Source organism: uncultured Phycicoccus sp., from assembly GCF_947495705.1.
GTDB lineage: Bacteria > Actinomycetota > Actinomycetes > Actinomycetales > Dermatophilaceae > Phycicoccus.
This window is the reverse complement of record NZ_CANLZR010000003.1, coordinates 216,742-241,264: the sequence shown is the minus strand read 5'-3', so window position 1 is coordinate 241,264 and position 24,523 is coordinate 216,742. Positions and strand designations below refer to the sequence as shown.

The 24,523-nt window shown below is 71.6% G+C and carries 19 protein-coding genes; 4 read left to right on the top strand and 15 right to left on the bottom strand.

Going from position 1 to position 24,523, the window contains the following annotated elements:
* Window positions 1–74: 74 nt before the first annotated feature.
* The 3 genes from Q0963_RS06280 to Q0963_RS06270 all read right to left on the bottom strand — a co-directional run bounded on the left by Q0963_RS06280 (window position 75) and on the right by Q0963_RS06270 (window position 2,286).
* A complete protein-coding gene (locus tag Q0963_RS06280) occupies window positions 75–851 on the bottom strand; it encodes a maleylpyruvate isomerase family mycothiol-dependent enzyme (RefSeq protein WP_299444276.1) in 777 nt (258 codons plus the stop codon).
* Window positions 848–1,444: a TetR/AcrR family transcriptional regulator gene (locus Q0963_RS06275; RefSeq protein WP_299444273.1), complete on the bottom strand. Its 597-nt coding sequence runs from the start codon at window positions 1,442–1,444 to the stop codon at window positions 848–850. Before Q0963_RS06275 ends, Q0963_RS06280 begins: the two co-directional genes overlap by 4 nt.
* Window positions 1,445–1,533: 89 nt before the next feature.
* Window positions 1,534–2,286, bottom strand: a complete 753-nt coding sequence (locus Q0963_RS06270; protein ID WP_299444269.1) for a flavodoxin family protein — start codon at window positions 2,284–2,286, stop codon at window positions 1,534–1,536.
* A 144-nt stretch (window positions 2,287–2,430) separates the two neighbouring features.
* Between Q0963_RS06270 and Q0963_RS06265 the strand changes: the two genes are divergently transcribed.
* Complete coding sequence (locus Q0963_RS06265) at window positions 2,431–3,681, top strand: sodium:proton antiporter (RefSeq protein ID WP_299444266.1); 1,251 nt, start codon at window positions 2,431–2,433, stop codon at window positions 3,679–3,681.
* A 21-nt stretch (window positions 3,682–3,702) separates the two neighbouring features.
* Here Q0963_RS06265 and Q0963_RS06260 read toward each other — a convergent pair whose 3' ends face one another.
* From Q0963_RS06260 to Q0963_RS06210, 11 genes are all read right to left on the bottom strand, one after another.
* The gene (locus tag Q0963_RS06260; RefSeq protein WP_299444263.1) at window positions 3,703–6,864 is read right to left on the bottom strand and encodes an efflux RND transporter permease subunit; all 3,162 of its coding nucleotides are present in this window, start codon (window positions 6,862–6,864) and stop codon (window positions 3,703–3,705) included.
* A 15-nt stretch (window positions 6,865–6,879) separates the two neighbouring features.
* Window positions 6,880–7,314, bottom strand: coding sequence for a hypothetical protein (locus Q0963_RS06255; protein ID WP_299444260.1), 435 nt, complete (start codon window positions 7,312–7,314; stop codon window positions 6,880–6,882).
* Window positions 7,307–10,396, bottom strand: a complete 3,090-nt coding sequence (locus Q0963_RS06250; RefSeq protein ID WP_299444257.1) for an efflux RND transporter permease subunit — start codon at window positions 10,394–10,396, stop codon at window positions 7,307–7,309. Before Q0963_RS06250 ends, Q0963_RS06255 begins: the two co-directional genes overlap by 8 nt.
* A 132-nt stretch (window positions 10,397–10,528) precedes the next feature.
* A complete protein-coding gene (locus tag Q0963_RS06245; RefSeq protein WP_299444254.1) occupies window positions 10,529–10,741 on the bottom strand; it encodes a hypothetical protein in 213 nt (70 codons plus the stop codon).
* 14 nt (window positions 10,742–10,755) lie between these two features.
* Window positions 10,756–11,091, bottom strand: a complete 336-nt coding sequence (locus tag Q0963_RS06240) for a cupin domain-containing protein (protein WP_299444251.1) — start codon at window positions 11,089–11,091, stop codon at window positions 10,756–10,758.
* A 241-nt stretch (window positions 11,092–11,332) separates the two neighbouring features.
* Window positions 11,333–12,187 carry a class II fructose-bisphosphate aldolase gene (locus tag Q0963_RS06235; RefSeq protein ID WP_299444248.1) on the bottom strand — a complete coding sequence of 285 codons (855 nt, stop codon included), beginning with the start codon at window positions 12,185–12,187 and terminating at the stop codon, window positions 11,333–11,335.
* 112 nt (window positions 12,188–12,299) lie between these two features.
* Window positions 12,300–13,037: a respiratory nitrate reductase subunit gamma gene (gene narI / locus Q0963_RS06230; protein WP_299444245.1), complete on the bottom strand. Its 738-nt coding sequence runs from the start codon at window positions 13,035–13,037 to the stop codon at window positions 12,300–12,302.
* Window positions 13,034–13,753: a nitrate reductase molybdenum cofactor assembly chaperone gene (narJ, locus tag Q0963_RS06225; RefSeq protein WP_299444242.1), complete on the bottom strand. Its 720-nt coding sequence runs from the start codon at window positions 13,751–13,753 to the stop codon at window positions 13,034–13,036. The genes narI and narJ overlap by 4 nt, the downstream gene beginning before the upstream one ends.
* Entirely contained in the window at window positions 13,750–15,420 is a 1,671-nt protein-coding gene (gene narH, locus Q0963_RS06220) for a nitrate reductase subunit beta (protein ID WP_299444239.1), read from the bottom strand. The genes narJ and narH overlap by 4 nt, the downstream gene beginning before the upstream one ends.
* A 25-nt stretch (window positions 15,421–15,445) precedes the next feature.
* Window positions 15,446–19,156, bottom strand: a complete 3,711-nt coding sequence (locus Q0963_RS06215; RefSeq protein ID WP_299444236.1) for a nitrate reductase subunit alpha — start codon at window positions 19,154–19,156, stop codon at window positions 15,446–15,448.
* Between the two features lie 19 nt (window positions 19,157–19,175).
* Entirely contained in the window at window positions 19,176–19,907 is a 732-nt protein-coding gene (locus Q0963_RS06210; protein WP_299444233.1) for a metalloregulator ArsR/SmtB family transcription factor, read from the bottom strand.
* Window positions 19,908–20,100: 193 nt separating this feature from the next.
* On the opposite strand from Q0963_RS06210, the gene Q0963_RS06205 reads away from it, so the two are divergent.
* The 3 genes from Q0963_RS06205 (at window position 20,101) to Q0963_RS06195 (ending at window position 23,525) form a co-directional block, all read left to right on the top strand.
* Window positions 20,101–21,486 carry a nitrate/nitrite transporter gene (locus Q0963_RS06205; protein ID WP_299444230.1) on the top strand — a complete coding sequence of 462 codons (1,386 nt, stop codon included), beginning with the start codon at window positions 20,101–20,103 and terminating at the stop codon, window positions 21,484–21,486.
* A gap of 27 nt (window positions 21,487–21,513) precedes the next feature.
* A complete protein-coding gene (locus Q0963_RS06200; RefSeq protein WP_299444227.1) occupies window positions 21,514–22,908 on the top strand; it encodes an MFS transporter in 1,395 nt (464 codons plus the stop codon).
* A 296-nt stretch (window positions 22,909–23,204) separates the two neighbouring features.
* Entirely contained in the window at window positions 23,205–23,525 is a 321-nt protein-coding gene (locus tag Q0963_RS06195; protein WP_299444224.1) for a hypothetical protein, read from the top strand.
* A 3-nt stretch (window positions 23,526–23,528) separates the two neighbouring features.
* Here the strand turns inward: Q0963_RS06195 and Q0963_RS06190 are convergent, their stop codons facing one another.
* Window positions 23,529–24,521 carry a sugar phosphate isomerase/epimerase gene (locus Q0963_RS06190; protein ID WP_299444221.1) on the bottom strand — a complete coding sequence of 331 codons (993 nt, stop codon included), beginning with the start codon at window positions 24,519–24,521 and terminating at the stop codon, window positions 23,529–23,531.
* Between the last annotated feature and the right edge of the window lie 2 nt (window positions 24,522–24,523).

Here is a 24,523-nt window from a genome sequence, read left to right as displayed (position 1 = left end):
GCGGGGCCGCGCCCTACCCCTTGCCTACACCCTCGGAGCGGTCCGGACCAGGGCTGGCGCCGGATCGTCGCGTGTCAGAACACGACCTTGGTGCGGAGCAGGCCCTCGCCACCGGCCCGACCGGACAGGATCCGGCAGAACTCCACCGCGTCGAGCACGAGGTGTTCGCCCCGGTCGCCCTGCACGAAACGGCCACCGGCCGGACCGGTGAGCTCGAGGTCCACCGGCCGGCCGTGGCGGGCGGCCCAGTCGGCCACGATGTCGGCGACGATCCGGCCGTCGACGTCCTGGTCGAGGTCGGGCCGGCGGCCCACGGCCCGGCAGATGTCGATGCGGTGCAGCCAGACGTCGCGGGTCAGGATGACGTCCATGAGCTCGCCGAGGCCGATCGACGCGGGAGTGCCGCTCGCGACCGAGCCGGAAGGCGCCATCGGGATCCTCCGGCGCCGCAGGAGGCCCGGCGTCCGCGCCCGGCCCCGTACCGCGCGTGGGGCCAGGGCGCGCAGCTCCGCGATGAGCTCGGCCGGGGTGAGGTGCTCGTTGCGCTCCACCTGGTAGGCGTTCATCGCGTCCATGTCGTTGCCGTCGAAGGCGCCCTTGGCCCGCTGCCCGTGCACGACCTGCCGGACGAACTCCACCCGCGACGCGTGGCCGCGCGCCGCGCCGACGAGGTGGGCCACCATGGCATGCACCGTCCACGCCGCGCAGTCCGTGGGTCGACCCCAGGCGTCGTCGGGCAGGCTCTCGAGCAGCGCGATCAGCCGGTCGTAGGCGGCTGCGGCGAGACGGTCGGCCTCGGGGCCCCGGGTGATCCGGGGGACGGTGACGATGTCGACCTGGGTCGTGGTCACGGTGCGGTCCTCTCGTTGATCTCGTGCAGCACCATGCGGACGGCGCGGTCGGTGAGCGCCACCCACCGCTGCCCGCCTGGCTCGTTCGCGATCTGCTGTGCCGCCAGCCCCGCCACCAGCGCCGTCCACAGGTCGACGTCACGGTCCTCCCGGATCCCCGCCCGGGCCAGCGCCTCGCGCATCCGGGTGAAGCTGTCGGTGCTCGCCGCGTACGCCTCCGGCGAGGGCTCCCAGCCCGGGACGGCGCGGGTGAACATCAGCTGGTAGCGCGGGACCGACGCCTGGCAGAACGCCAGCCACTGCTCGGCACCGGCGACCAGCCACGCGTGCGGGTCCTCACCGGGGTCGGTCGCCCACGCCTCCGGCGCCCAGATGGCGGCGTCGAGGTCGCGGTAGGCCGCGGCGAACATGGCGTCGTAGATCGCGGCCTTGCTGTCGAAGTAGCCGTAGAGCGAAGGAGCGCGCATGCCCACCTCGGCCGCCAGGTCGCGCAGCGTCAGCCCGACGAGGCCCTCACGCTCGGCGAGGCGCCACGCCGCGGCGATGATGTCGTCACGGGTGCGGCTGCGCCGCGCCTCGACTCGCTGCTCCATCGATCAACCTAACGTCGTTCGAATCTCCGAACGTTGTTAGGTTAGGCCGCGGCGGAGCCACCGTCAAGGGCCCAACGTGCCGGCAGGCCTCAGTGGTACTCGGGGTTGGGGTGGTCGGGGTCGCTGAGGTCCCAGTTGGTGCTGACGTTGCCGTGCGCCGGGATGCCGCCCTGGTCGGTGATCCGGCGGGCCGTGTGGAGCATGTTCCACGCGGCGAAGACGGTGTTGCGGGTGGTCCAGTGGTTCTGCGCCCCCCGGTCGTCGTCGAGGTACGACGGCCCCGGCCCGGCCTCGCCGACCCAGTACGAGTCGGCCTGGGGCGCGATGGTGAACCCGATGTGCGAGAGCGCATAGAGCATCTGCGCCGCACAGTGCTTGCCGCCGTCCTCGTTGCCGGTGACGAGGACGCCGCCGACCTTGCCGTAGTACGACCACTGCCCGGCGTCGTTGAGCTTGCCGGACCAGCCGTAGAGCCGCTCGATGACGAGTCGGGTCATCGAGGACTGGTCCCCGAGCCAGATGGGTGTCGCGAGGACGACGATGTGCGCCGGGGCGATGAGCTCGCGGTAGAGGTCCGGGAAGTCGTCGACCTCGGCGCCCTGCTCACGCATGTCGGGCTGCACGCCGGGCGGGATCGTGTGGTCGACGACCCGGATCGTGTCGACCCGGGCCCCCACCCCGCGCAGCACGTGGGCCGACACGGCGATGAGGCCGTCGGTGTGGCTGGGCGCCGGCGACGGCTTGAGCGTGCCGTTGAGGTAGACGGCACGCAGGTCGCTGAAGTCGGTCTCGTTCGCGGCGATCTCGGCGTCGATGAACGCCTGGACGGGCTCGGGCAGCATGGCGTACTCCGATGGTCGGCTGGACCTCCCGAATCTAGACCCGCCACGGGATGACCACCAGACATCGCATGACGAGCACGCCGCCCCCGGCCCGTGCCGGCCGGCTCGCCCCGCGGCGACCGCTGGGGCATGCCACGATGGCGCATGGTCGAGCTGCTGGTCATGGCCGGTGCGATCTTCGGGTTCGCGATGGTCTCGCGCCGAGCGACGATGTCGTCGGTGACGGCGCCGATGGTCTTCACCGCCGCGGGTCTGCTCGTCGGCACCCTGGGAGCCGACCTGTTCGACCTCTCCCTCGGCGGTGAGGTCGTCGCGACCCTCGTCGAGGCGACCCTCGTGCTCGTGTTGTTCACCGACGCCGCCCGGATCGACCTGCGAGCGCTCCGTTCCAACGCCGGCATCCCCGGGCGGCTGCTCGGCGTCGGGCTCCCGCTCACGATCCTCGCCGGGACCGGGACGGCCGCCCTGGTCTTCCGCGACCTCACGCTCGTCGAGGCGGGTCTCGTCGCCGCCATCCTCGCCCCGACCGACGCGGCCCTCGGCCAGGCCGTGGTCAGCGACCGCCGCCTGCCGGTGCGGATCCGGCAGAGCGTCAACGTCGAGAGCGGGCTCAACGACGGGATGATGGTGCCGGTCGTCACCGTGCTGCTGGCCATCGCGGCGGCCGAGGCCGGTGGAACCGACGGCTGGGGCGGCCTCATCGCCCAGCAGCTCGGGTTCGGGCTGCTCGCCGGCCTCGTGGCGGGCGGGCTCGGCGGCCGGCTGCTGCACCACCGCTCGGCAGCGGGCGCGGTGGACGGCATCTACCGGCAGCTGGCCACCCTGGCCGTGGCGGCCGGCGCCTTCGCCGCGGCCGAGGTCCTCCATGGCAACGGGTTCATCGCGGCGTTCGTCGCGGGCCTGGCCTTCGCCCGCGCCGCCACCACCGAGTGCGCCGACGTCCAGGACTTCACCGAGGACGAGGGCGAGCTGCTGACGGCGGTCACCTTCTTCATCTTCGGTGCCGCTCTGGCGGGTCCTCGGCTGGCCGACTGGACGTGGCAGATCGGGCTGTACGCGCTCGCGTCGCTCACCGTCGTCCGGGTCGTGCCGGTGCTCCTGGCGCTGGCTCGCTCGGGAACCCTCGTCGAGACCCGGTTGTTCCTCGGGTGGTTCGGTCCCCGCGGTCTCGCGTCCATCCTGTTCGCGCTCATCGTGTCGCAGGAGCTCGACAGCCCTCGCGTCGAGACCGTGCTCGACATCGCCGTCTGGACGGTGCTCGTCAGCGTCTACGCCCACGGGTTGAGCGCGAGCCCCTGGGCGGCACGCCTGGGTGCCCGGCTCTCGGGGGGCCACCCCGACATGCCCGAACGCGGCCCCGCCACCGAACTGCCGACGCGGCGCACCATCGGCTGACGGGACGGCGGCCCGAGGGCGTCAGGTCACCGCCGGCTGCCGCTGCGGCCCCAGGACGCGGGTGTCGGGCTGGGTCGCGTAGGCCGGCGCCTCCCGGGGCCGGCCGAACCGCAGGTAGAGCGACGGGACGACGAACAGGTTGAGCAGCGTCGAGGTCAGCAGTCCCCCGAGGATGACGATGGCCATCGGGTACTCGATCTCGTGGCCCGGCACGTCGCCCATGACGACGAGCGGCACGAGCGCGAGCGCGGTCGCGAGGGTCGTCATGAGGATCGGGGCGAGGCGCTCCTTGGCGGCTCTGACGACGAGCTCGGGGCCGAAGGTCACGCCTTCAACGGCCTCGAGGTGCTGGCAGTGGCTGATCATGAGGATCCCGTTGCGGGCGGCGATGCCCAGCACGGTGAACAGCCCGACGAAGGACCCGATCGTCATCGTGCCTCCGGTGAGCCAGGCGGCGAGGACCCCGCCCACGAGGGCCATCGGGAGGGTGAGCAGGCTGAGGACGGCGAGCCGCCAGCGCCGGAAGGACCCGTAGAGCAGCCCCAGGATCGCCAGGAACGCGACGCCGGACAGGAGGCGCAGTCGCTGCGACGCCGCCGCGCGCTCGGTGTCCTCACCGCTGACCTCGACCCGGTAGCCGACCGGCAGCTCGACGGCCATCGCCGCCGCCTCCACGTCGGCTGCCACGTCGGCCAGCGGCCGGCCCTCGACGTTGGCCCCGACGTCGAGGCGACGGGACCCGTCGATGCGCCGGATCATGCTGGGGGTCGAGCTCATCTCGACCGAGGCGATGTCGCCCAGCCGCACCGTGTCGCCGCCCGGGGTGTCGATGAGCAGGTCCCGGACGTGGTCGGGCGTCTGCCGCGCCTCGGGCACGCTCCACACCATGACGTCGTACGCCTTGCCGGTGCGGAACACGTCGGACAGCTCCTCCGCGGCCAGGTAGATCGCCGTCTGACGGCGCACGTCGCCCGGCTTCAGCCCCACGGCCTGGGCCTTGTCCAGGTCGACCTCGACGACGAGGTGCGGGATCCGGGTCTGCAGGTCGGTGTGCGGGTCCCTGACGCCGGGGATGCCCGCGATGGCGTCCTCGATCTCGTGCGCCTTGTCCTCGATGACGTCGAGGTCGTCCCCGAAGACCCGGACGACGACGGCCTCCCCTGCTCCGGTGAGCACCTCACGGATGCGTTCCTTGAGGTAGGTCTGCACATCCCGGCGCAGCCCGGGGTACCCGTCGACGACGGTCTGCACGCGGTCCAGGGTCGCCTCGTAGTCCTGGTCCGGGTCGATGCTGATCCAGTTCTCGACGAAGTAGATGCCGTACACCTCGTCGCCCATCGCGGCCTGGCCCACGTGGGCACCGAAGTTGCGGACCCCGGGCACCTCCCGCAGCTCCCGGCTCGCGGCCCGGGTGACGTCCATCGTCTCGTCGTAGGACGCGCTCGGCTCCAGCACCCAGTGCATGAGGAAGTCGCGCTCCCGGAACGTCGGCAGCAGGTCCTGGCCGAGCCGGGGGACGACCGCCGCCCCACCGACCACCAGCGCCGCGACGATGACGTACGCCGCGAGCGGTCGGCGCACGGTGCGCCGCAGCACCCTGGTGTAGCCCCCCTGCAGCGCGCGCACGTGGCGGGGGGCCTCGGCCTGCAGCGTCGCCCGACGGAGCAGGATGAGCGCCATCGCGGGGGTCACCGTGACCGCGACGAGCATCGACGCCGCGACGGCCAGCGTGTACGACAGGGCCAGCGGCTGGAAGAACGAGCCCATGAGCCCGGTGAGGAAGAACACCGGGATCGCGGCGGCGAGGATGATGAGGGTCGCGTACACGATGGGGCTGCGGACCTCCATCGAGGCGTCCAGGACGATCGACGCGGTCGAGCGCGTCCCTCCCTGGGCCCGGTGCTCGCGCAGCCGGCGCACGATGTTCTCGACGTCGATGATGGCGTCGTCGACGACCACCCCGACGGCGATCACCAGACCCGCGAGCACCATCGTGTTCGTCGTCTCACCGCGCAGGTGCAGGACGTACGCGGCGGCGACGAGCGACAGCGGGATCGCCACGAGGGAGATGACGGCGGTGCGCCACTGGAAGAGGAAGAAGACCAGCACGACAGCCACGAGCAGGATGCCCAGAGTGAGGGCCTGGGTGAGGTTGTCGATGGCCAGCTCGACGAAGCTCGCAGGGCGGAAGATCGTCGTGTCGATCTCGAGCTCCTCGAGCGCCGGCGCCATCGCCGCGAGGGACTCCTCCACCTCGTGGGTCACGTCGAGGGTGTTGCCCCACGGCAGCTTCTCGACGATGAGCAGCAGGCCGTCGCCGTCGTTGATGACCGCGTCGCCGATGAGCAGCTGATGGCCCTTGACCACCTCGGCGACATCGCCCATGACGATCGTCCGGTCGTCGGCGCGGTCGACGACGATCTGCTTGAGCGTCTCGGCGGAGTCGAGCGGCAGCACGTGCTGGACGATGTACCGCTGGTCGCCGGAGTCGACGTAGCCCCCGGTGCCGATCTTCGTGCCGGTGCGGTGCTTGAGCAGGCCGGCGTCGGTCCCGGCCGATGCCGCCGCCATGACCTGTTCCAGGGTGACGCCCTCTGCGCGCATCCGCTCGGGGTCGATCTGGATCTGCCACTGGTTCTTGCGCATCCCCCACACCGCGACGTTGGCGACGCCGGGCAGCGACATCAGCTCCGGCCGGATCTTGTAGCGCACCAGGGTCGCCTGCTCGATGAGGTCGAGGGAGTCGGACCTGATCCCGATCTTCATGACCCGGCTCGTCGCGGACAGCGGCTGGAGCACGACCGGCGGGGTCGCCCAGCTGGGCAGGGTCGGCGTGATCGTCTGGATCCGTTCGGACACGAGCCGCCGGGCCTCGATGACGTCGGTGCCCTTGACGAAGATGAGCTCGATCGAGGACTGCTGGGGGATCGACTTCGACCGCAGCGTGTCGAGGCCGGGCATGCCCGTCAGGCCCTGCTCCAGCGGCACCGTGATGAGCTCCTCCACCTCCTGCGCCGACAGGCCCAGCGCGTCCGTCTGCACCTCGACCCGCGGGGGGGCGAACTCGGGGAAGACATCGACCGGGGTGTCCCGTAGCTGGAGCCCGCCGACCACCAGCATGGCCACCGACGCCGCCACGACGATGAACCGGAACCTGAGGCTCGCGGTGAGGATTCGACGCATCACGGTCCGGCCCTCCTAGTGGCCGCCGCCGACGCCGTTCTCGGCGCCGTACAGCTTGATGGACGCCCGGGTGACGATCCGCGTCCCGACGGCGGGGCCGGCCGACAGGAGGGCCGTGTCGCCCTCGACGCGGTCGATCGTCACGGGGACGCGGATGAACGTGCGCTCCTGCGGGTTCGAGTAGACCCAGGGGGCGCCGGTCTTGTCGTACACGACCGCGGAGTACGGAATGGACCCCTCGTCGTCGACCGTCACGGTCAGCAGCTCGAGTCGGCGGACCGCGTCGGCCGTCAGGGTGAGGGTCTTGGGGGCCTTGTCGTCCGCCCCGTCGACGATCTCGACGGCCGGTACGGGCGTGTGGACCGCGGCGTCGCTCGCGGTGCACCCGGCGGCGGGCAGCGTGCCGAGCGCCACGGCAACGAGGGCGGTCGGGAGCGCTGACCTACGCATGGGCGCCCACGCCTCGGAGCCCCAACCGGGCTGCGTCGTCGAAGGACAGGTCGTCGACGGCCTCGAGCCGCTCCCCGTACCTGAGGGCGACCGCCGGCAGCACGACGAGCGCCACCAGACCGGTCGTGACGGCTCCACCCGCGACGACGAGCGCGAGATGGGCGATGCCCTCGAGGCCGGCACGGCCGCCGAGGACGGCGACCCCCAGCCCGACGAGCAGGGTGAGCACTGTCGCGGGGAGGACCGTCCCCGTGGCCGCAGCGAGGTGCGTGCGGTCCTCGGTGCCACTCCGAACGGTCCGCAGGATGGTGAGCGCGTTGTGCACCCCGAGGACGCCGAGCGCGAGCAGCCCCGCCAGGGCGCCCACGGTGAGGTCACCGATGAGCAGGGCCGCGACGAGCCCGCCGGTCAGTCCGAGCGGGAGCGTGGCCATGGCCGCCACCGACGTCCACCAGTTGCGGGTCGCCGCCTGGAGGAGCAGGAGCACCCCGAGCACCGCCGCGATGCCGTACAGCAGGACGTCGCGCTGGTTCCCGGCGATGAGCGCTGCTTCGTGGCGCACCTCGGCGTGGTACTCCGTCGGCAGGGCCATCCGGGCGAGGGAGGCGGCGACCGCGTCACGGACCCCGCCGCCGGAGACGTCCGCGACGATGTCGAGCCGTCGCTGCACGGCCTCTCGTTCGATGACCGTCGGCTGCTCGGCCACCGCGACCGTGGCGACGTCGCCGAGCGCGACGTGCGTGCCGTCCGGGGTGTCGATCGGGAGGGCCCGGACCATCTCCGGGCTGTTGCGCATCTCCTCGCCCGACCACACCTGGACGTCGAAGACCTTCTGCTCCTCGAAGATGGCACCGACCTCGAGACCTCCGACGAGCGTGGCGGCCTGACGCCGGACGTCCCCGGGGGTCATGCCCAGCGCCTCGGCCTTCGCGAGGTCGACCGAGATCTGGATGTTCTGCTCCGTGGGGGGCTCGACGAGCCGGGCGCCGGTCACGCCTGCGGTCCCCGACACGACGCCCAGGACGTCGGCGGCGCTCGCGCGCAGGATGTCCGGCTCGGGCCCGTACACGGACACGACGAGCGGGCCGTCGGCGTCGGGGAGGATCGTGTCGACCCGCCCGTCGAGGAAGCCGCGCACCGTGGTGTCGAGGCCACCGGCCGCACGCGCGGCCGCCAGCGCCTCGCCTGCCACGGCCTCCCGGTCGGCGCCGTCGTCCAGGGTGATCCACAGCTCCCCGGAGTTCGCGCCGACGATGCGCTCGCCGCTCACCGCGCGCCCGAGGTGGCCGCCGACCCCGGCGACCCCGTCGATCCGGCGCAGGTCGCCGGAGAGCGCCGTGAGCGTGCGCGCGAGCGCCTGGGGTGCCGTTCCTTCGGGCGCGACGGCCTCGAGCACGAGACTCCGCTCCTCGAAGGTCGGCCGGGTGTCCACCCCCAGTCCGACCGCCAGGGCCACCGAGGCCCCGACCCCGACCGCGACGACCGCGACGACCGCGACGGCGGACGCCGCGACCCGGCCGACCGCAGACGTCAGGCGCGGGGAGGTGGCCCGCTCCGGGGGGAGGTGTGCCGCGCGGGGCGCCCCGACGAGGGCGGCGACCGCGGGCGCGACGAGGAGCGCGACGACGAGCGAGCCGGCGGCGGCTGCGAGGAAGCCGAGGGCGACCTCGGGCAGGAACGCACCGGCGCGGCCGGCCAGCAGGAACGCCGGGACCGCCATGAGCACGACGGCCGCAGCCGTGTAGACGGCCGTGAGGCCGGCCCCGGTGTACGCGTGGCCGACGCGCTGGAGCGGCGTGAGCTCGCGGGGTGCCCGCGCGACGCCGTCGACCGCCGAGACGGCCTGGCCGATCGCGAGCACCGCGCCGGCCGCCAGCCCGGTGAGGGCGAGGACGCTCACGGGCGCGGGCCGCAGCCACAGGAGGAGCCAGCCACCGAGCAGCGCGAGCGCGACGGTGGTCGTCACGGACACCGCGGGCCGCCAAGCGCGGTAGATCAGCGCCGACGCCACCGCCACGAGGAGCAGGGCCAGGCCGGCGGCGAGCGCGAGGTTGCGGCCGGCGTCCGCGACGTAGTCGGCGGGCCGGTAGAGCGTGGGGTCCATCGTGACCCCGGGGAGCCCGACGGACAGGCTGGCCAGCGCGGCCTCGATCCCGGCGCTCACCTCGGCGGTGCTGACCCCGGGCTGCTTCTCGACGACGAGGACGAGCCCCGAGGCGTCGTTGACGATGCCGTCGCCGATGATCGTCGGTGGTGCCTCGACGATGTTCGCGACGTCGGACAGGACGACGTCACCGTCCGCTCCTTCGACCGCGACCCGACCGAGGGCGGCGCTGTCGGTGATGGGCGAGATGTGCTGGACGTTGACCCGCTGCTGGGGCAGGTCGAGGAAGCCGCCACGGCCGGGCGTCGAAGCCTCGAGGAAGCTGAGCGGTGAGACCCACAGCGAGTTGCCGGTGGTCGCCACGAGCTCGTCGAGGGTCACCCCGTGCCGCTCCATCCGGGCGGGGTCCGCCTCGACGTGCAGCTGACGGTCCCGCATCCCCCAGATCGCGACGTTGGCCACGCCCTGCACGCTCATCAGCTTGGGGCGGATCGTCCAGCGCGACAGCACGGACAGGTCCATGAGCGACTGGTCCTCCGACGACAGCCCGATCATCATGACCCGGTTGGCCGCCGACACGGGCTGGAGCATGACCGGCGCCTTCGAGGCGTTGGTCAGCAGCGCACCCTGGGTCAGCCGCTCCTGGACGACCTGCCGGGCCCGGATCTCGTCGGTTCCCTCCTCGAACGTCATGACGATCGAGGAGAGGCCCGGGATCGAGGCGGAGCGCATGGAGTCGACCCAGGCCACCCCGCTCAGCAGGTTCGACTCGAGGGGGACGGTGACGAGGTCCTCGACCTCCTGGGCCGACAGCCCCAGTGCCTCCGCCTGCACCTCGACCGTCACCGGCCGGAACTCCGGGACCGGCTCCATCGGGGTCGTCGCGACCTGCACGGCCGCGAAGGCCGTCGCCCCGACAGCGAGAATGACGATGAGAATGCGAAGGCGGATCGCCGACGCAACAACATGACCGACCATGAGACACCCCTGCCCGTCCGGCTGCGGCAGGGGTGCGCGTCAATCGACGTTTCCCCGACCGCTTGCGGTGAGACTAGTGATGCCGAACGGGGTTGGTAATAGCCCGTTCTGCTCATCTATTTCGGGGGGGCGTCAGGGTCCGTCGTCGTGGTCCTGACCCGCCACGTGGCGGAGCAGCGCCGGGTCGGCCGAGGTGAAGCGGTCGACCTCCTCGCCACCGTCGCAGCGGCACAACGCGATCGTCACCCGGCCGTCGCGGGACGCCAGGACCTCCCACGTCCCGCCGGCGCCCTCCCACCGGGTGAGCCGGAGCAGGTCCTCGGACTCGGCGTCGGGGTGCTGCATCGCCCCCCGGCCCCTCAGGTCACGGTCTTGACGACGGTGAGCAGGACGGCCGCGTCCTCGAGCGCGGTCAGGGCGTGGCGGGACCGCGGGATGATGACGTGGTCCCCGACGGTGCCGTCCCAGCGCTGGTCACCGGCCGTGAGCCGGACCCTCCCCCGGAGCACCTGCAGGGTCGCCTCGCCGGGGCTCTCGTGCTCGGCCAGCTCGTGCCCGGCGAGCAGGGCGATGACGGTCTCGCGCAGCATCCGGTCGTGGCCGCCCTGGATCGTCCGCGACGACCGCGCGCTCGGCGCTTGCCGGGCCGCCTCCAGCTGACCGTCGGCGAGGTCCAGCAGTGGGGTTGACTCCATGGCGACCGCCTCCTGCCCCGACGATAGCGGTCCGCCGGCCCGCGCGGCCCGGCCGACTAAGACACGGAGGCCCTGACGCCGAGCTCGACGGAGAGGCTCGCCTGCTGCCTGTCCGGTGGCGATCTCGACCCCCGGGTCGGCCACGAGCGGCTCCCCGTCGAGATCGGGGTGCGGGGCCCCGGTTCGGAGACTGGTGAGCGAGTCGTCGCGCGCCGGACCCGGGTCCCGGTGCTGCGCCCTCCTACGAGGGGCTGGTCGGCCCGGCTCCCCGGAGCACGTCCAGCAGACGCCGCACCTCGAGCGCCACGGCGTCCCGGCCCGGGCCCAGGTATCTGCGCGGGTCGACGACCGCCGGGTCGGCCAGGGCAGTCCGCACGGCCGCGGTCAGGGTCACGTTGAGGATCGTGCCGATGTTGATCTTGACCATCCCCGACGCGACCGCGGCCCGCAGGGTGTCGTCCGGCACCCCCGAGGAGCCGTGCAGGACGAGGGGCACCGGCAGGGTGGCCGCGAGCCGCCGGATGAGGTCGAGGTCGAGCGCGGCGGTGCGGTCGACCATGGCGTGCGAGCTGCCCACCGCGACGGCGAGCCCGTCGACCCCCGTGGCCTCGACGAAGGCCAGCGCCTCGGCCGGGTCGGTCCGCACTCCCGGGGCGTGGGCCCCGTCCTTGCCGCCGATCTCGCCCAGCTCCGCCTCGAGCCAGACCCCGTTCGCCGAGGCCCACTCCGCCGCCGCCCGCGTCGCCGCCACGTTGTCGTCGTAGGGGAGCGTCGAGGCGTCGAACATCACCGAGCTGATCCCGTGGTCCACCGCCTCCCGCATGAGGTCGGCGTTCTCGACGTGGTCGAGGTGCACCGCCATCGGCACCCCGGCCTGGTCGGCGACCGCGACCGCTGCCGCGGCCAGCGGCCGCAGCCGCCCGCCGTGGTAGCGCACCGCGTTCTCGCTGAGCTGCAGGACCGCCGGGTGCCCGGCGGCCTCGGCGCCGGCCGCGATCGCCTCCGCGTGCTCGAGGGTGATGACGTTGAACGCGGCGACCCCGCGGCGGGCGTGGCGGGCGGCCTCGATGAGGGCGGCCGTCGTGGCGAGCGTCATGGGGCTCTCCTGGTCGTGGGCGCGGAAAGGTCGGCGCCGATGCGGGGGGTGGTGCAGCAGTCGGCATCCTGCCAGCCCACCCCCGGCCGCCGGGACCCCGCGGGCCCCGGCCTCACTTCTTCTGGAGCTCCGGGCGCTCCCAGCCGCGCTGGGGTGCTCGGCTGCCGGGACGCGCGTCGCGGGAGCGGTAGACGAGGTAGGGCCGGGTGAGGTACCCGATCGGTGCGGAGAAGACATGGACCAGCCGGGTGAACGGCCACATGGCGAAGAGGAGGAACGCAAGGAGGGCGTGGGCCTGGAAGCCGAGCGGCGCCGCCGCCATCAGCTCGGGCTCGGGCCGGAAGAGGAAGATGCTGCGGAACCACGGGCTGACGCCCTCGCGGTAGTTGTACTCGCCGCCGAACTGCAGCAGGCTCCCCGCGATGGTGTTCCACATGCCGAGGAGGATCACCGTGCCGAGGAGCGCGTACATCACCTTGTCGTTGACGGTCGTGGCGCTGAAGACCGGCCCGGTCGTGCGGCGCCGGTAGACGAGGATCACCAGGCCCGCGACCGCCGCGAGCCCGGCCGGGATGCCGCCGGCGAGCGCGATGACGTGGTACGTGTGCGGGCTCAGGCCGAGGGCGTTGGTCCACACCTGGGGGATGACGAGCCCGACGACGTGCCCTGCGACGACCCCGAGCATCCCGAAGTGGAACAGGGGGCTGCCGATGCGCAGCAACCGGTCCTCGTAGAGCTGGCTGGAGCGGGTCGTCCAGCCGAACTTGTCGTAGCGGTAGCGCCAGACGTGGCCGACGACGAAGACGGCGAGACAGACGTAGGGCACGATCACCCAGAGGAACATGGTCATCGCGGGGCTCCCACGGGGATGGTCGGGCCGAGCAGGGCGGTGGTGTCGGCGGGTTCGGGTCGGGGGTTGAGGCGCGGGTCCATGGCGTAGGGCTCGAGACCCACCTCCTCCTGGGGCGGCCCCTCCGCGACGAGACGCAGCAGCGCCTCCTCGTCGTCGCCCTCGAGCCGCGGCAGGGTCGTGCGCAGGGCCTCGACGACGGGCAGCCACGGCGAGCTCCGCTGCGCGAGACCGGCCCGCAGGACCTCGATGCCCACGCGGTGCCGGGTGAGCAGATGCCACCCCGTGGCCCAGTCGTGCGCCGCGCCGAACTCGAGCACGACGCAGAGGTGGTCGGGCAGCTCGACGTCGCTGTCGAAGTCGACGCCCGCCTTCCGGTATGCCTGCTTGAACTCCACGAGGGCGACCCCGCGGCGGCGGGTGTCGCCGTGCGTGAAGTAGGTGAGGTGCAGTGAGCACTTGCGGGTGATGTCGAAGGTGTCGACGTACTCCTGCTGCAGCGCGGTGAGGTCGCCGCGCTCGAGGGAGTCCAGCGCCTCGGCGAGCGGCAGCCGCTGCGCCTCCGGCAGCGCACCGACGACCCGGCGCAGCATCGGCACCCTCGCGACGAGGGCATCGTCGGGGTAGTCGAGCAGCAACGAGGCGACCTGCCAGGTGTCGGACAGTGCCCGCTCGTCCAGGCCCGGCCGCTCCTTCCGGTGTCGGCGCCAGCTCATCGGTCGCCTCCCTCGTCGTCCCCGGCGGATCTGGGGAACATCCCCTCGGGCAGACCCCGGCCGTCCCAGGTGAGCAGGTTGATGCGGCCGCGCATCGGGTTGTCGGCGGGCAGCGCCTCCATGGTGTCGGCCGTCTGGGCCTGCTGGAGCACCCGGAAGTTCTCGACCGCGACCGGCGTCGGCGCCCCACCCGACCCCTCGCCGAAGATCTCCTGCCCGCCGCCGTACTCGGACACCGCACACTCGGTGGCGAGCTCCTCGAGGGCGTGGGCCTGCTCGGCGTGCGCGGTCGGGATGACGTACCGCTCCTCGTACTTCGCGATGGCGAGGAGGCGGAACATGTCGTACATGGCCTCGCCCTCCATCCCGACGGCGGCGGGGATCTCGTCGCGGGGGTCGCGACCGAGGTTGATGTCGCGCATGTACGACCGCATCGCGGCGAGCTTCTTGAGCACGCCGTTCACCGGCTCCACGTCGCCGGCCGTGAAGAGGTTCGCGAGGTACTCGACCGGGATCCGCAGGGTGTCGATCGCCCCGAAGAGGTTGTCGACGTCCTCGGCGTCATAGCCGGTGTCCTTGATGACGTCGACGACGGGCGACAGCGGCGGGATGTACCAGACCATCGGCATCGTGCGGTACTCCGGGTGGAGCGGCAGCGCCACCTTGTAGTCCATGATCAGCTTCTTGACGGGGCTGCGCCGTGCGGCCTCCATCCAGTCGCCCGGGATGCCCGCCTGCTCGGCCGCGCGCTGCACCTCGGGGTCCTCGGGGTCGAGGAAGACGCCCAGCTGGGACTCGTACAGGTCGGTGTCGTCCTCGGCGCTCGCGGCCTCGAGGACCCGGTCCGCGTCGTAGAGGACCAGGCCGATGTACCGCAGCCGGCCGACACAGGTCTCGGAGCACACCGTCGGGATCCCCACCTCGACCCGCGGGTAGCAGAAGGTGCACTTCTCGGCCTTGCCGGTCTTGTGGTTGAAGTAGATCTTCTTGTACGGGCACCCGGTGATGCACATCCGCCAGCCGCGGCAGGCGTCCTGGTCGACCAGGACGATGCCGTCCTCCTCGCGCTTGTAGATCGCCCCGCTCGGGCAGGACGCCGCGCAGGACGGGTTGAGGCAGTGCTCGCAGATGCGGGGCAGGTAGAACATGAAGGTCTGCTCGAACTCCATGCGGACCTTGTCCTCGATGCCCTTGAGCATGACGTCCTTGGCCGCGTGCTCGCGCGAGCCGCCGAGGTCGTCGTCCCAGTTGGCGCTCCACGAGATGTTGATGGGCTTGCCGGAGATGAGGGAGTACGGCCGGGCGACGGGGAAGTTCTTCTGCGCCGGCGCGTTGAGCAGCGTCTCGTAGTCGTAGGTCCAGGGCTCGTAGTAGTCCTGGATGGAGGGCATCTTGGGGTTGCTGAAGATCGTCGCCAGCTTGCGGAACCGGCCGCCGGCGCGCAGCCGAAGCCGCCCGTTCTTCACGACCCAGCCGCCCTGCCACTCCTCCTGGTCCTCGTAACCTCGGGGGTAGCCGAGCCCGGGCCGGGTCTCGACGTTGTTGAACCACACGTACTCGGTGCCGGCCCGGTTGGTCCACGCCTGCTTGCACGTGACCGAGCAGGTGTGGCACCCGATGCACTTGTCGAGGTTCATCACCATCGCCATCTGAGCCATGACGCGCATGTCGCGGTTCTCCTCTCGTCCTGGTTCAGTACTCGACCGGGGTGGTCCGCTTGCGGATCATCGTGACCTCGTCGCGGTTGTTGCCCGTGGGGCCGATGTAGTTGAAGAAGTACGCCAGCTGGGCGTAGCCGCCGATGAGGTGGCTGGGCTTCATGAGGATCCGGGTCAGCGAGTTGTGGATCCCGCCGCGCTTGCCGTCCCGCTCGGTGAGCGGCACGTCGATGAGCCGGTCCTGCGCGTGGTGCATGTAGACGGTCCCCTCGGGCATCCGGTGCGACACGATGGCCCGGGCCGCGACGACGCCGTTGCGGTTGACCGCCTCGATCCAGTCGTTGTCCTTGACCCCGATCTTCTCGGCATCCCGGTCGGACAGCCAGATCGTCTGCCCGCCGCGGGAGAGGCTGAGCATGAACAGGTTGTCCTGGTACTCGGAGTGGATCGACCACTTGTTGTGCGGGGTCAGGTAGCGCACCGAGACGCCGAGCTCGTTCTGCTCGCCGAGCGCCGTCTCGCCGAAGAGCCGGGTCATGTTCAGCGGCGGCCGGTACACCGGCAGGGCCTCGCCCATCCCGAGGATCCAGTCGTGGTCGAGGTAGAACTGCTGCCGCCCGGTGAGGGTGTGGAACGGCTTGAGCCGCTCGATGTTGATCGTGAACGGCGCGTAGCGCCGCCCGCCCGACTCCGACCCCGACCACTCGGGTGAGGTGATGACCGGCACCGGCGCGACCTGGGTGTCGGCGAAGGTGATCTGCTTGCCCTCGTGCTCGGCCGCGAGGTCGTGCAGCTGCGTGCCGGTGCGCTTCTCGACGTTCCTGAAGCCCTGGGTCGCCAGGTGCCCGTTCGAGACGCCGGACAGGTGCAGGATCGCGTCCGCGACCTGGATGTCGGTCTCGAGCCGGGGCTGGCCGTCGCCGGCGCCTCCGTGCGTCACGCCGTTGCGGTGACGCAGGATGTCGACCTCGCGCGTGACGTCGTACGGCACGCCCTTGGTGAGCATCCCGACCTTCTCCAGGAGCGGGCCGACCGAGGTCATCTTCTCGAACACCGCGGGGTAGTCGCGCTCGGCGACCGCGAGGACGGGGAGGGTCTTGCCCGGGACCGGCTCCACCTCGCCGGTGCGCCAGTCCTTGACGACGCCGTGGACGGTGGCCAGCGCCTCGGGGGTGTCGTGCCACAGCGGCTTGGCCACGACGTCCCGCCGGGTGCCGAGGTGGTCGACGGCCAGCTCGGAGAACCGGCGGGCGATGGCCTTCCACGCCTCCCAGTCGGTCTTGGACTGCCAGGGCGGGGCGATGGCCGGGTTGAAGGAGTGGATGAACGGGTGCATGTCCGTGGTGTTGAGGTCGTGCTTCTCGTACCACGTGGCCGCCGGGAGGACGACGTCGGAGAACAGGGTGCTGCTCGTCATCCGGAAGTCGATCGTCATGAGCAGGTCGAGCTTGCCCTCGGGGATCGTGTCGGGCCACGTGACGCCGGCCGGCCGTTGCTCGGGCGGAGCCTCCCTGGCCGTGACCGCCCCGTCGGTGCCGAGCAGGTGCTTGAGGAAGTACTCGTTGCCCTTCGCACTCGAGCCCAGCAGGTTGGCGCGCCACAGGCTGAGGATGCGGGGGTGGTTCTCCTCGGCCTCGGGGTCCTCGATGGCGAAGGTCAGGTCACCGGACTTCAGCTGCTCGACGACGTAGTCGGCGGGTGCCATCCCGGCGGCGTCGGCCTCGTCGGCGAGGGCGAGGCTGCTCCGGTTGAACGTCGGGTAGCTGGGGGTCCAGCCGAGCCGGACCGACTGGGCGAGCAGGTCCATGACGCCCTTGCCCGCGAAGACCCCGGTGCCGGCGTCGACGTCGTCGGCGGTGAAGGTGTCGTACCGGTACTGGCTGCTGTTGACGTACCAGTACGCGGTCTGGTTCATGTGCCGCGGCGGCCGGTGCCAGTCGAGGGCGAAGGCCAGGTGCTGGAAGCCCATGATCGGGCGGATCTTCTCCTGGCCCACGTAGTGCGCCCAGCCGCCGCCGTTGCGGCCCTGACAGCCGGTGATGGAGGTGAGGACGAGCATCGCCCGGTAGATCTGGTCGCTGTGGAACCAGTGGTTCGTGCCGGCGCCCATGAGGATCATCCCGCGGCCCTGCGTGTCGATCGCGTTCTGCGCCCACTCGCGCGCGAGGCGGACGACCTGCTCGGCGGGGACGCTGGTGATCTCCTCCTGCCACGCCGGGGTGGCCGGGGTGGACGGGTCGTCGAAGCCCTCGGGCCAGACGCCGGGAAGGCCCTCACGCCGCACGCCGTACTGGGCGAGCATGAGGTCGAGGACGGTGGTGACGAGGCGGCCGCCGACCCGGCGGACGGGCACGCCGCGCAGGACGTGCTCGACCTTGCCGTCGGCGGTGTCGAACCGCGGGAGGGCGATGGGGACCGACTCGGTGGCGCTGCCGAACAGGCTGAGGACCGGCTCGATGCCCTGGAGGTCCAGGTTCCACTTGCCCCAGCCCTCCTCGCCGTACCGGAAGCCGACCGAGCCCTGGGGCACCGCGACGTCGTCGGTGCGTCCGTCGAGGAGGACGGGCTTCCACATCGCGTTCTCCGACGTCGCCTCGGGGAGGTCGAGGTCGCCGGCGACGACGTACTTGCCCGGCCGGTACACGGTGTCGCCGTCGGCGCCACCTGCGGCACCGGTGTCCTCGTCGAGGGCGACGAGGAACGGCAGGTCGGTGTACTGCTGGTTGTACTCGGTGAAGAAGGGCACCTGCCGGTCGGCGAAGTACTCCTTGAGGATGACGTGGCCCATCGCCATCGCGAGCGCGCCGTCGGTGCCGGGCTGGGCGGGGACCCACTCGTCGGCGAACTTGACGTTCTCGGCGTAGTCCGGCGCGACGGCGACGACCTTCTGGCCCCGGTAGCGCGCCTCGGTCATCCAGTGCGCGTCGGGGGTGCGGGTCATCGGGACGTTGGAGCCCCACATGATGAGGTAGCCGGCGTCCCACCAGTCGCCGGACTCCGGGACGTCGGTCTGGTCGCCGAACATCTGCGGCGAGGCGTTGGGCAGGTCGGCGTACCAGTCGTAGAACGAGAGCATCGGAGCGCCGATGAGCTCGAGGAACCGCGCGCCGGAGGCGTAGGAGACCGGTGACATCGCGGGGATCGGCGAGAAGCCGGCGATCCGGTCGGGCCCCCACCGCTTGACGGTGTAGACGTGGGCTGCGGCGATGATCTCGACCACCTCCTCCCAGGTGGAGCGGACGAGCCCACCCTTGCCGCGGGCCGACTTGTAGCGCTTGGCCTGCACGGGGTCCTGGACGATGGAGGCCCAGGCCACGACGGGGTCACCCCCGACGGCCCGCTTGGCCTCACGGAACATCTCGAGCAGGACGCCCCTGACGTACGGGTAGCGCACCCGGGTGGGTGAGTACGTGTACCAGCTGAAGGCGGCGCCGCGGGGGCAGCCGCGGGGCTCGTACTCCGGGCGGTCGGCGCCGGTCGACGGGTAGTCGGTCTGCTGGGCCTCCCACGTGATGATGCCGTCCTTGACGTAGACCTTCCACGAGCACGAGCCCGTGCAGTTCACCCCGTGGGTGCTGCGGACGACCTTGTCGTGGGACCAGCGGTCGCGGTAGAAGGCGTCGCCGGTCCGGCCACCCTGGTGGTGCAGGGCCCGGCGGTCGGCGGACACCTCCCCACGGGTGAAGAAGCGGCGCGTGCCCACGAGGGCGTCGGCCAGTGGTCCATCGAGTCCGGCGGTGGTCATCGAGGTCCTCCTGGTGGGCCTACGCGGAGCGGAACGGGGTCGTGGTGCGGATGTGGGCCAGGCAGCGGTGCTCGGTGACGAACGGCTCGAGGGTGACGTCGGCATCGGCCTCCCCGGCCTGCTTCATCGACTCGGCGATCAGCCCGAGGTGCACCCCGCAGACGACGGCCTGGTTGTCGCGGGCCAGGTCGAGGAACGGGCAGTCGCTGAGCTCGACGCGGGCCGTGCGGCCCCCCTCGGAGGTCGAGACCTCGGGGTGGTACCCCCACCCGTCGAGGACGTCGATGACCTCGCCGACCCGGCCGAGCCACACGCCGGGGCTGTCGGCAGGGGTCCGGTCGGGGTGGCCCTCGAGGTGCTCGCGCGCCCACCGGCGGCCCGCCTCGTAGGGCGTGACCGTCTCGCCGTGCACCGTGGCCGTCATCGCCTCCGTGAGCAGCTGGGTGAGCAGCCGCAGCGGGTCGCCGCCCTGGACGAGCGGCCGGGGGGCCGGGCGGTAGACCTTGCGCGGTCGGCCCGCCGTCTCGCGGCGGCGGAAGTCGGCGACGATGACGCCGGCCGCGACGAGCTGGTCGAGGTGGAACCGGACCGTGCTCACGTGCAGGTCGACCAGGGGCGCGAGCTCGGCGGCGGTCATCCCGCGGTCGTCGATACTCGCTTCGGCTTTCTGCCGCTCGAGGGCGGCGACGAGCGACCGGCGCACCGGCGAGGCCAGCAGCGCCGCCGCGTCGTGCTCGTCTGTGGTGGTCATCGTGTCCTCGTCGGCACATTTAGATGAATCCGATGCGCTATATAACCACATCCCCTCGGCCGGCGACACCCTACCGCAACTCGCGATAGACCGAGAAGGCAGGCGGTCATGCGTGCCGCGAATCTCTACTACCGGCCGTAGTTTGACGAGCGGACCGTGAGAGCGGTACGGTGCCGCCGTCACGATTTAGAGGATGAACGTCCGCCAAATGGAGGAGCCGATGACCGCATCCACGACGGGCGTGCGGCCCGGCCCTCCCCCGGCCCCGGCCGGGCACCCCGGAGCCGGCCGCGTCCTGTGGCTCTCGACCACCGCGTTCACCCTGATGTTCGCCGCCTGGCTGATGTTCGGCATCCTCGGCGTCCCGATCCAGAAGGAGCTGGGGCTCTCCGACACCGAGCTCGCCTGGATCAGCGCGGTCGCCGTCCTGAACGGCTCGCTGTGGCGGCTCCCCGCCGGGATGCTCACCGACCGGATCGGCGGACGGAAGGTGATGACCTCCCTCCTCGTCCTCACCGCGATCCCCGCCTGGTTCGTCGCCCAGGCCGAGAGCTACGGGGCGATCCTCGCCCTCGCCTTCCTCGTCGGGTTCGCGGGCAACTCGTTCAGCTCGGGCATCGCCTGGAACGCCGCGTGGCAGCCCCGGGAGCACCAGGGGTTCGCCCTCGGTCTCTTCGGCGCCGGCAACGTCGGGGCGTCGGTCACCAAGTTCATCGGCCCACCGCTGATCGCGGGCACGGCGGGCGCGATGTACCTCGGCGGGACGCTCGAGGGCGGCTGGCGGCTCGTGCCCGTCATCTACGCCGGGCTCCTGCTCGTCATGGCCGCGGCGCTGTGGTTCGGCACCCCGTCGGACGACAAGATGCCCGGGCGGTCCTCCACTCTCTCCGCCCAGCTCGCGCCCCTGCGGCAGATCCGGGTCTGGCGGTTCAGCCTCTACTACGTCGCCTTCTTCGGCGCCTACGTCGCCCTCGCGGCCTGGCTGCCGAAGTACTACGTCGACAACTTCGGGGTCACCCTCACCGTGGCCGGGCTGCTGACCGCGCTCTACATCTTCCCGGCCTCGCTGCTGCGCCCGCTCGGCGGGTGGTTCTCGGACCGCTGGGGCGCCCGCCGGGTCATGTACTGGGTCTTCGGCGTCATGCTCGGCGCCTCGGCCCTGCTTATGATGCCGAACGGGCACATCGTCATCGACCACGCCGACGGCCGCGAGACCTCCCACCTCGCCTACTCGCTCGGGATCGTCCCGTTCACCATCCTCCTGGTCATCCTCGGCAGCGCGATGGGCGTCGGCAAGGCCGCGGTCTACAAGCACATCCCCGAGTACTTCCCCGAGAACGTCGGCTCCGTCGGCGGACTCGTCGGGATGCTCGGCGGGCTCGGCGGCTTCTTCCTCCCGCCGCTGTTCGCGTACACCAAGGCGTGGTCGGGCTTCCCGACGTCCACGTTCTTCGTGCTCTTCCTCCTCATCGCCGCCTGCGCGCTGTGGATGCACTGGACCGTCCTGCGGATGCTGCACGGCGAGTCCCCCGAGCTCGCCCGGCAGCTCGAGACCACCACCCCCACAGCCGCCCGCTGACCGCCTCGCATCCCCAGGAGTGACGACATGAGCACCTCGACCGCGAAGAACCCCGGCGGCTGGCTGGAGTCCTGGGACCCCGAGAACGAGGAGACGTGGGACAAGTCGCTCGCCTGGCGCACCCTGTGGATCACCACGTTCTGCCTCACCCTCGCCTTCGTGGCGTGGTTCCTGCCGAGCGCGATCATCCCCAAGCTCAACGCCCTCGGGTACGACTTCACCAAGAACCAGCTGTACTGGATGGCGGCGATGCCGGGCCTGGCCGCGGGACTGCTGCGGCTCGTGTGGATGGTCCTGCCGCCGATGCTGGGGACCCGGCGGATGGTGTCGCTGACCAGCCTGCTGCTCATCGCCTCCACCCTCGGGTGGGGGGTGCGGGTGCAGTCCCCCACCGCGCCCTACTGGGAGCTCATGGTGCTGGCCTTCCTCGCGGGCATCGGCGGCGGCGCCTTCTCCGGGTTCATGCCGAGCACGTCGTACTTCTTCCCGCGCCGCATGCAGGGCACGGCGCTCGGCCTGCAGGCCGGGATCGGCAACTTCGGGGTCTCCCTCGTCCAGCTCCTCACCCCCTACCTCATCGCGCTGTCGGCGCTGGCGGTCTTCGGTGGCAGCCAGCAGCTGACCCAGCCCGGCCAGGCCCCCGTGACGGTCTGGTACCAGAACGCGGCCTTCGTGTGGATCCCGCTCATGGTGGTCGGCGCGATCCTCGCGTGGACGATGCTCCGCTCGGTGCCCGTCAAGGCGAACTTCCGCCAGCAGTTCGACATCTTCGGCAACCAGGACACCTGGTGGATGACGCTGCTCTACATCATGACCTTCGGGACCTTCTCGGGCCTGGCCGCGCAGTTCGGCCTGCTCATGGCCAACCTGTACGGCATCGGCAACGACGCCATCGTCCAGGGCGCCGGGGCCGACGCCACGCTCCTCGTCGAGGGCTACGCGGTGCCCGACGTCGTGAAGTTCGTCTTCCTCGGCCCGCTCATCGGCGCCGGTGCCCGGGTGGCCTTCTCACCGCTGACCGACCGGATGGGCGGCGCGAAGTGGACCCTGATCTCCGGCCTCGGTCTCATCGCCTCGATCGCCTACACGATCCCGGCGCTCACCCCTGACGTGTCCTCGGCCGCGGCGCTGGACGCCGGCTTCCGGCAGTTCCTCTACGGGATGCTCGCGATCTTCCTCTTCAGCGGCATCGGCAACGCCTCGACCTTCAAGCAGATGCCGATGATCTTCGAGCGCCGGCAGGCCGGCGGGGTCATCGGCTGGACCGCCGCGATCGCCGCCTTCGGGCCGTTCTTCTTCGGCATCGGCGTCACGACGTTGGGGCCGGTCGCCTTCTACTCGGCCGGCATCGCCTGGGCCGTCATGTGCGTCGGCATCACCTGGGTGCGGTACGCCCGTCCAGGCGCTCCCAAGCCCAGCTGACGCGGCGCCGACCCCGCCCGTCGTCGGACCCCGCGGTACCGGTCGGCTGAGCGTCGACGCAGCGAGCGGCCGCCCGGGCGACCTGCCGGGGCGGCCGCTCGGGGTCTGCTCCTCCGTGGCGATCCACAGGAGGGACAGAGACTCCCGACAGGGACGTGCGGGACTCTCGGGTGATGGCCCTGCTCCGCCGTTCCACCCCTGCGGCCGCGCCGCCGGCACCGTCGAGGTCCCACCGGTCGCTGCGGAACCGACTGGGCGCGCTCGTGCCCCGGGGCCGGAGGGCCGCGGCGGCAGTGATGCTCGTCGTCTCGGCCCTCGTCACGGGCCCCGCCGCGTCGGCGAGCGCAGAGGCGTCGGCGACGGCGCAGCAGACGCTGGTCCTCCCGCCCGCGGCCACCGGGCTGAGCGACGCGGAGCGGGCGCTCGGAGCGCGCCTCGCTCTGGGGTACGCCGGTGCCGTGCCCGCGGCCGACGTGGAGGCCCTGGTGCGGGAGGTGAGCCGTCACCTGCGCGAGAACGCCTCGCCCGAGGATCAGCTCCTGCAGACGACGGAGGCCGTGTCCCGCCGGGCGCTCACGGACTTCCTGACACGGGGAACGCCGCTGCCCGGCGGGTGAGCGTCAGAGCCGGGAGGCCGCCTCGTGCAGCGTCCGGGCCGCAGCGCCGAGGCCGTCGAGCACGGACATCGACGCGTCCTCGTGCTCGATGTTGACGGTGATGTCGGGGTCGACCTCACGCAGCGCCCGCAGCACCTCGACCCAGTACTCCACGGGGTGGCCCACACCGACGGCGACGAAGCGCCAGGCGGGGTCCTCGGGCCAGGCGTTGCACCAGTGGCCGTAGCCGGTCGGCACCTTGTCCGGGTCGTCGGCGGGCACGCGGGTGAACTCGTTGTCGAGCACGCCCTTGGTCTTGACCCCGTCGAAGAGTGCGACGTCCTTGGCGGCGGCGAAGTAGACGAGCGAGCCGAGGCGCCGGATGACGGTGGGCACGTCCATCTGCTGCCACATCAGGTGCGAGGTGTCCATCTCGACACCGACGTTCGTGGCGCCGGTCGCCTCGACGAGGCGCTCGATGGTCGGCACGTTGAAGACGAGGTTCTGCGGGTGCAGCTCGATCGCCACCTTGACCCCGTTGTCGCGGGCGAGGGCGTCGATCTCCTTCCAGAAGGGCACGGCGACCGACCACTGGTAGTCCAGGACGTCCATGTAGACGTTGTCCCAGGCGTTGACGACCCAGGAGGGGTACTTCGCGTCGGGGTCGGAGCCGGGGCTGCCCGACATCGTGACGACGTGCTCCACCCCGAGCCGGCCGGCCAGCTGGATGGTGCGGCGCAGATCGTCGGCGTGCTTGGGGCCGACGCCGGGCAGCGGATTGAGCGGGTTGCCGTTGCAGTTCAGCCCGGTGAGCTCCACGCCCTTCTCGGCGAAGATCCCGAGGTACTCCTCACGCTGGCCGGCGGAGGCGAGCAGCCCGTCGACCGGGCAGTGCGGGGAGGGGATGAAACCCCCGGAGTTGACCTCCGCCGAGGTCAGCCCCAGGCCGGACAGGACGTCGAGGGCGTCGGGGAGGGTGTGGTCGTGGAGGCAGGCGGTGTACGCGCCGAGCTTCATGG

What these genes read in the sequence shown, in the direction of transcription:
- Q0963_RS06275 (WP_299444273.1), bottom strand. Translation starts at nt 1,444, where the DNA reads ATGGAGCAGCGAGTCGAGGCGCGGCGCAGCCGCACCCGTGACGACATC.
- Q0963_RS06270 (WP_299444269.1), bottom strand. Translation starts at nt 2,286, where the DNA reads ATGCTGCCCGAGCCCGTCCAGGCGTTCATCGACGCCGAGATCGCCGCG.
- Q0963_RS06265 (WP_299444266.1), top strand. Translation starts at nt 2,431, where the DNA reads ATGGTCGAGCTGCTGGTCATGGCCGGTGCGATCTTCGGGTTCGCGATG.
- Q0963_RS06260 (WP_299444263.1), bottom strand. Translation starts at nt 6,864, where the DNA reads ATGCGTCGAATCCTCACCGCGAGCCTCAGGTTCCGGTTCATCGTCGTG.
- Q0963_RS06255 (WP_299444260.1), bottom strand. Translation starts at nt 7,314, where the DNA reads ATGCGTAGGTCAGCGCTCCCGACCGCCCTCGTTGCCGTGGCGCTCGGC.
- Q0963_RS06250 (WP_299444257.1), bottom strand. Translation starts at nt 10,396, where the DNA reads ATGGTCGGTCATGTTGTTGCGTCGGCGATCCGCCTTCGCATTCTCATC.
- Q0963_RS06245 (WP_299444254.1), bottom strand. Translation starts at nt 10,741, where the DNA reads ATGCAGCACCCCGACGCCGAGTCCGAGGACCTGCTCCGGCTCACCCGG.
- Q0963_RS06240 (WP_299444251.1), bottom strand. Translation starts at nt 11,091, where the DNA reads ATGGAGTCAACCCCACTGCTGGACCTCGCCGACGGTCAGCTGGAGGCG.
- Q0963_RS06235 (WP_299444248.1), bottom strand. Translation starts at nt 12,187, where the DNA reads ATGACGCTCGCCACGACGGCCGCCCTCATCGAGGCCGCCCGCCACGCC.
- narI (WP_299444245.1), bottom strand. Translation starts at nt 13,037, where the DNA reads ATGACCATGTTCCTCTGGGTGATCGTGCCCTACGTCTGTCTCGCCGTC.
- narJ (WP_299444242.1), bottom strand. Translation starts at nt 13,753, where the DNA reads ATGAGCTGGCGCCGACACCGGAAGGAGCGGCCGGGCCTGGACGAGCGG.
- narH (WP_299444239.1), bottom strand. Translation starts at nt 15,420, where the DNA reads ATGCGCGTCATGGCTCAGATGGCGATGGTGATGAACCTCGACAAGTGC.
- Q0963_RS06215 (WP_299444236.1), bottom strand. Translation starts at nt 19,156, where the DNA reads ATGACCACCGCCGGACTCGATGGACCACTGGCCGACGCCCTCGTGGGC.
- Q0963_RS06210 (WP_299444233.1), bottom strand. Translation starts at nt 19,907, where the DNA reads ATGACCACCACAGACGAGCACGACGCGGCGGCGCTGCTGGCCTCGCCG.
- Q0963_RS06205 (WP_299444230.1), top strand. Translation starts at nt 20,101, where the DNA reads ATGAACGTCCGCCAAATGGAGGAGCCGATGACCGCATCCACGACGGGC.
- Q0963_RS06200 (WP_299444227.1), top strand. Translation starts at nt 21,514, where the DNA reads ATGAGCACCTCGACCGCGAAGAACCCCGGCGGCTGGCTGGAGTCCTGG.
- Q0963_RS06195 (WP_299444224.1), top strand. Translation starts at nt 23,205, where the DNA reads ATGCTCGTCGTCTCGGCCCTCGTCACGGGCCCCGCCGCGTCGGCGAGC.
- Q0963_RS06190 (WP_299444221.1), bottom strand. Translation starts at nt 24,521, where the DNA reads ATGAAGCTCGGCGCGTACACCGCCTGCCTCCACGACCACACCCTCCCC.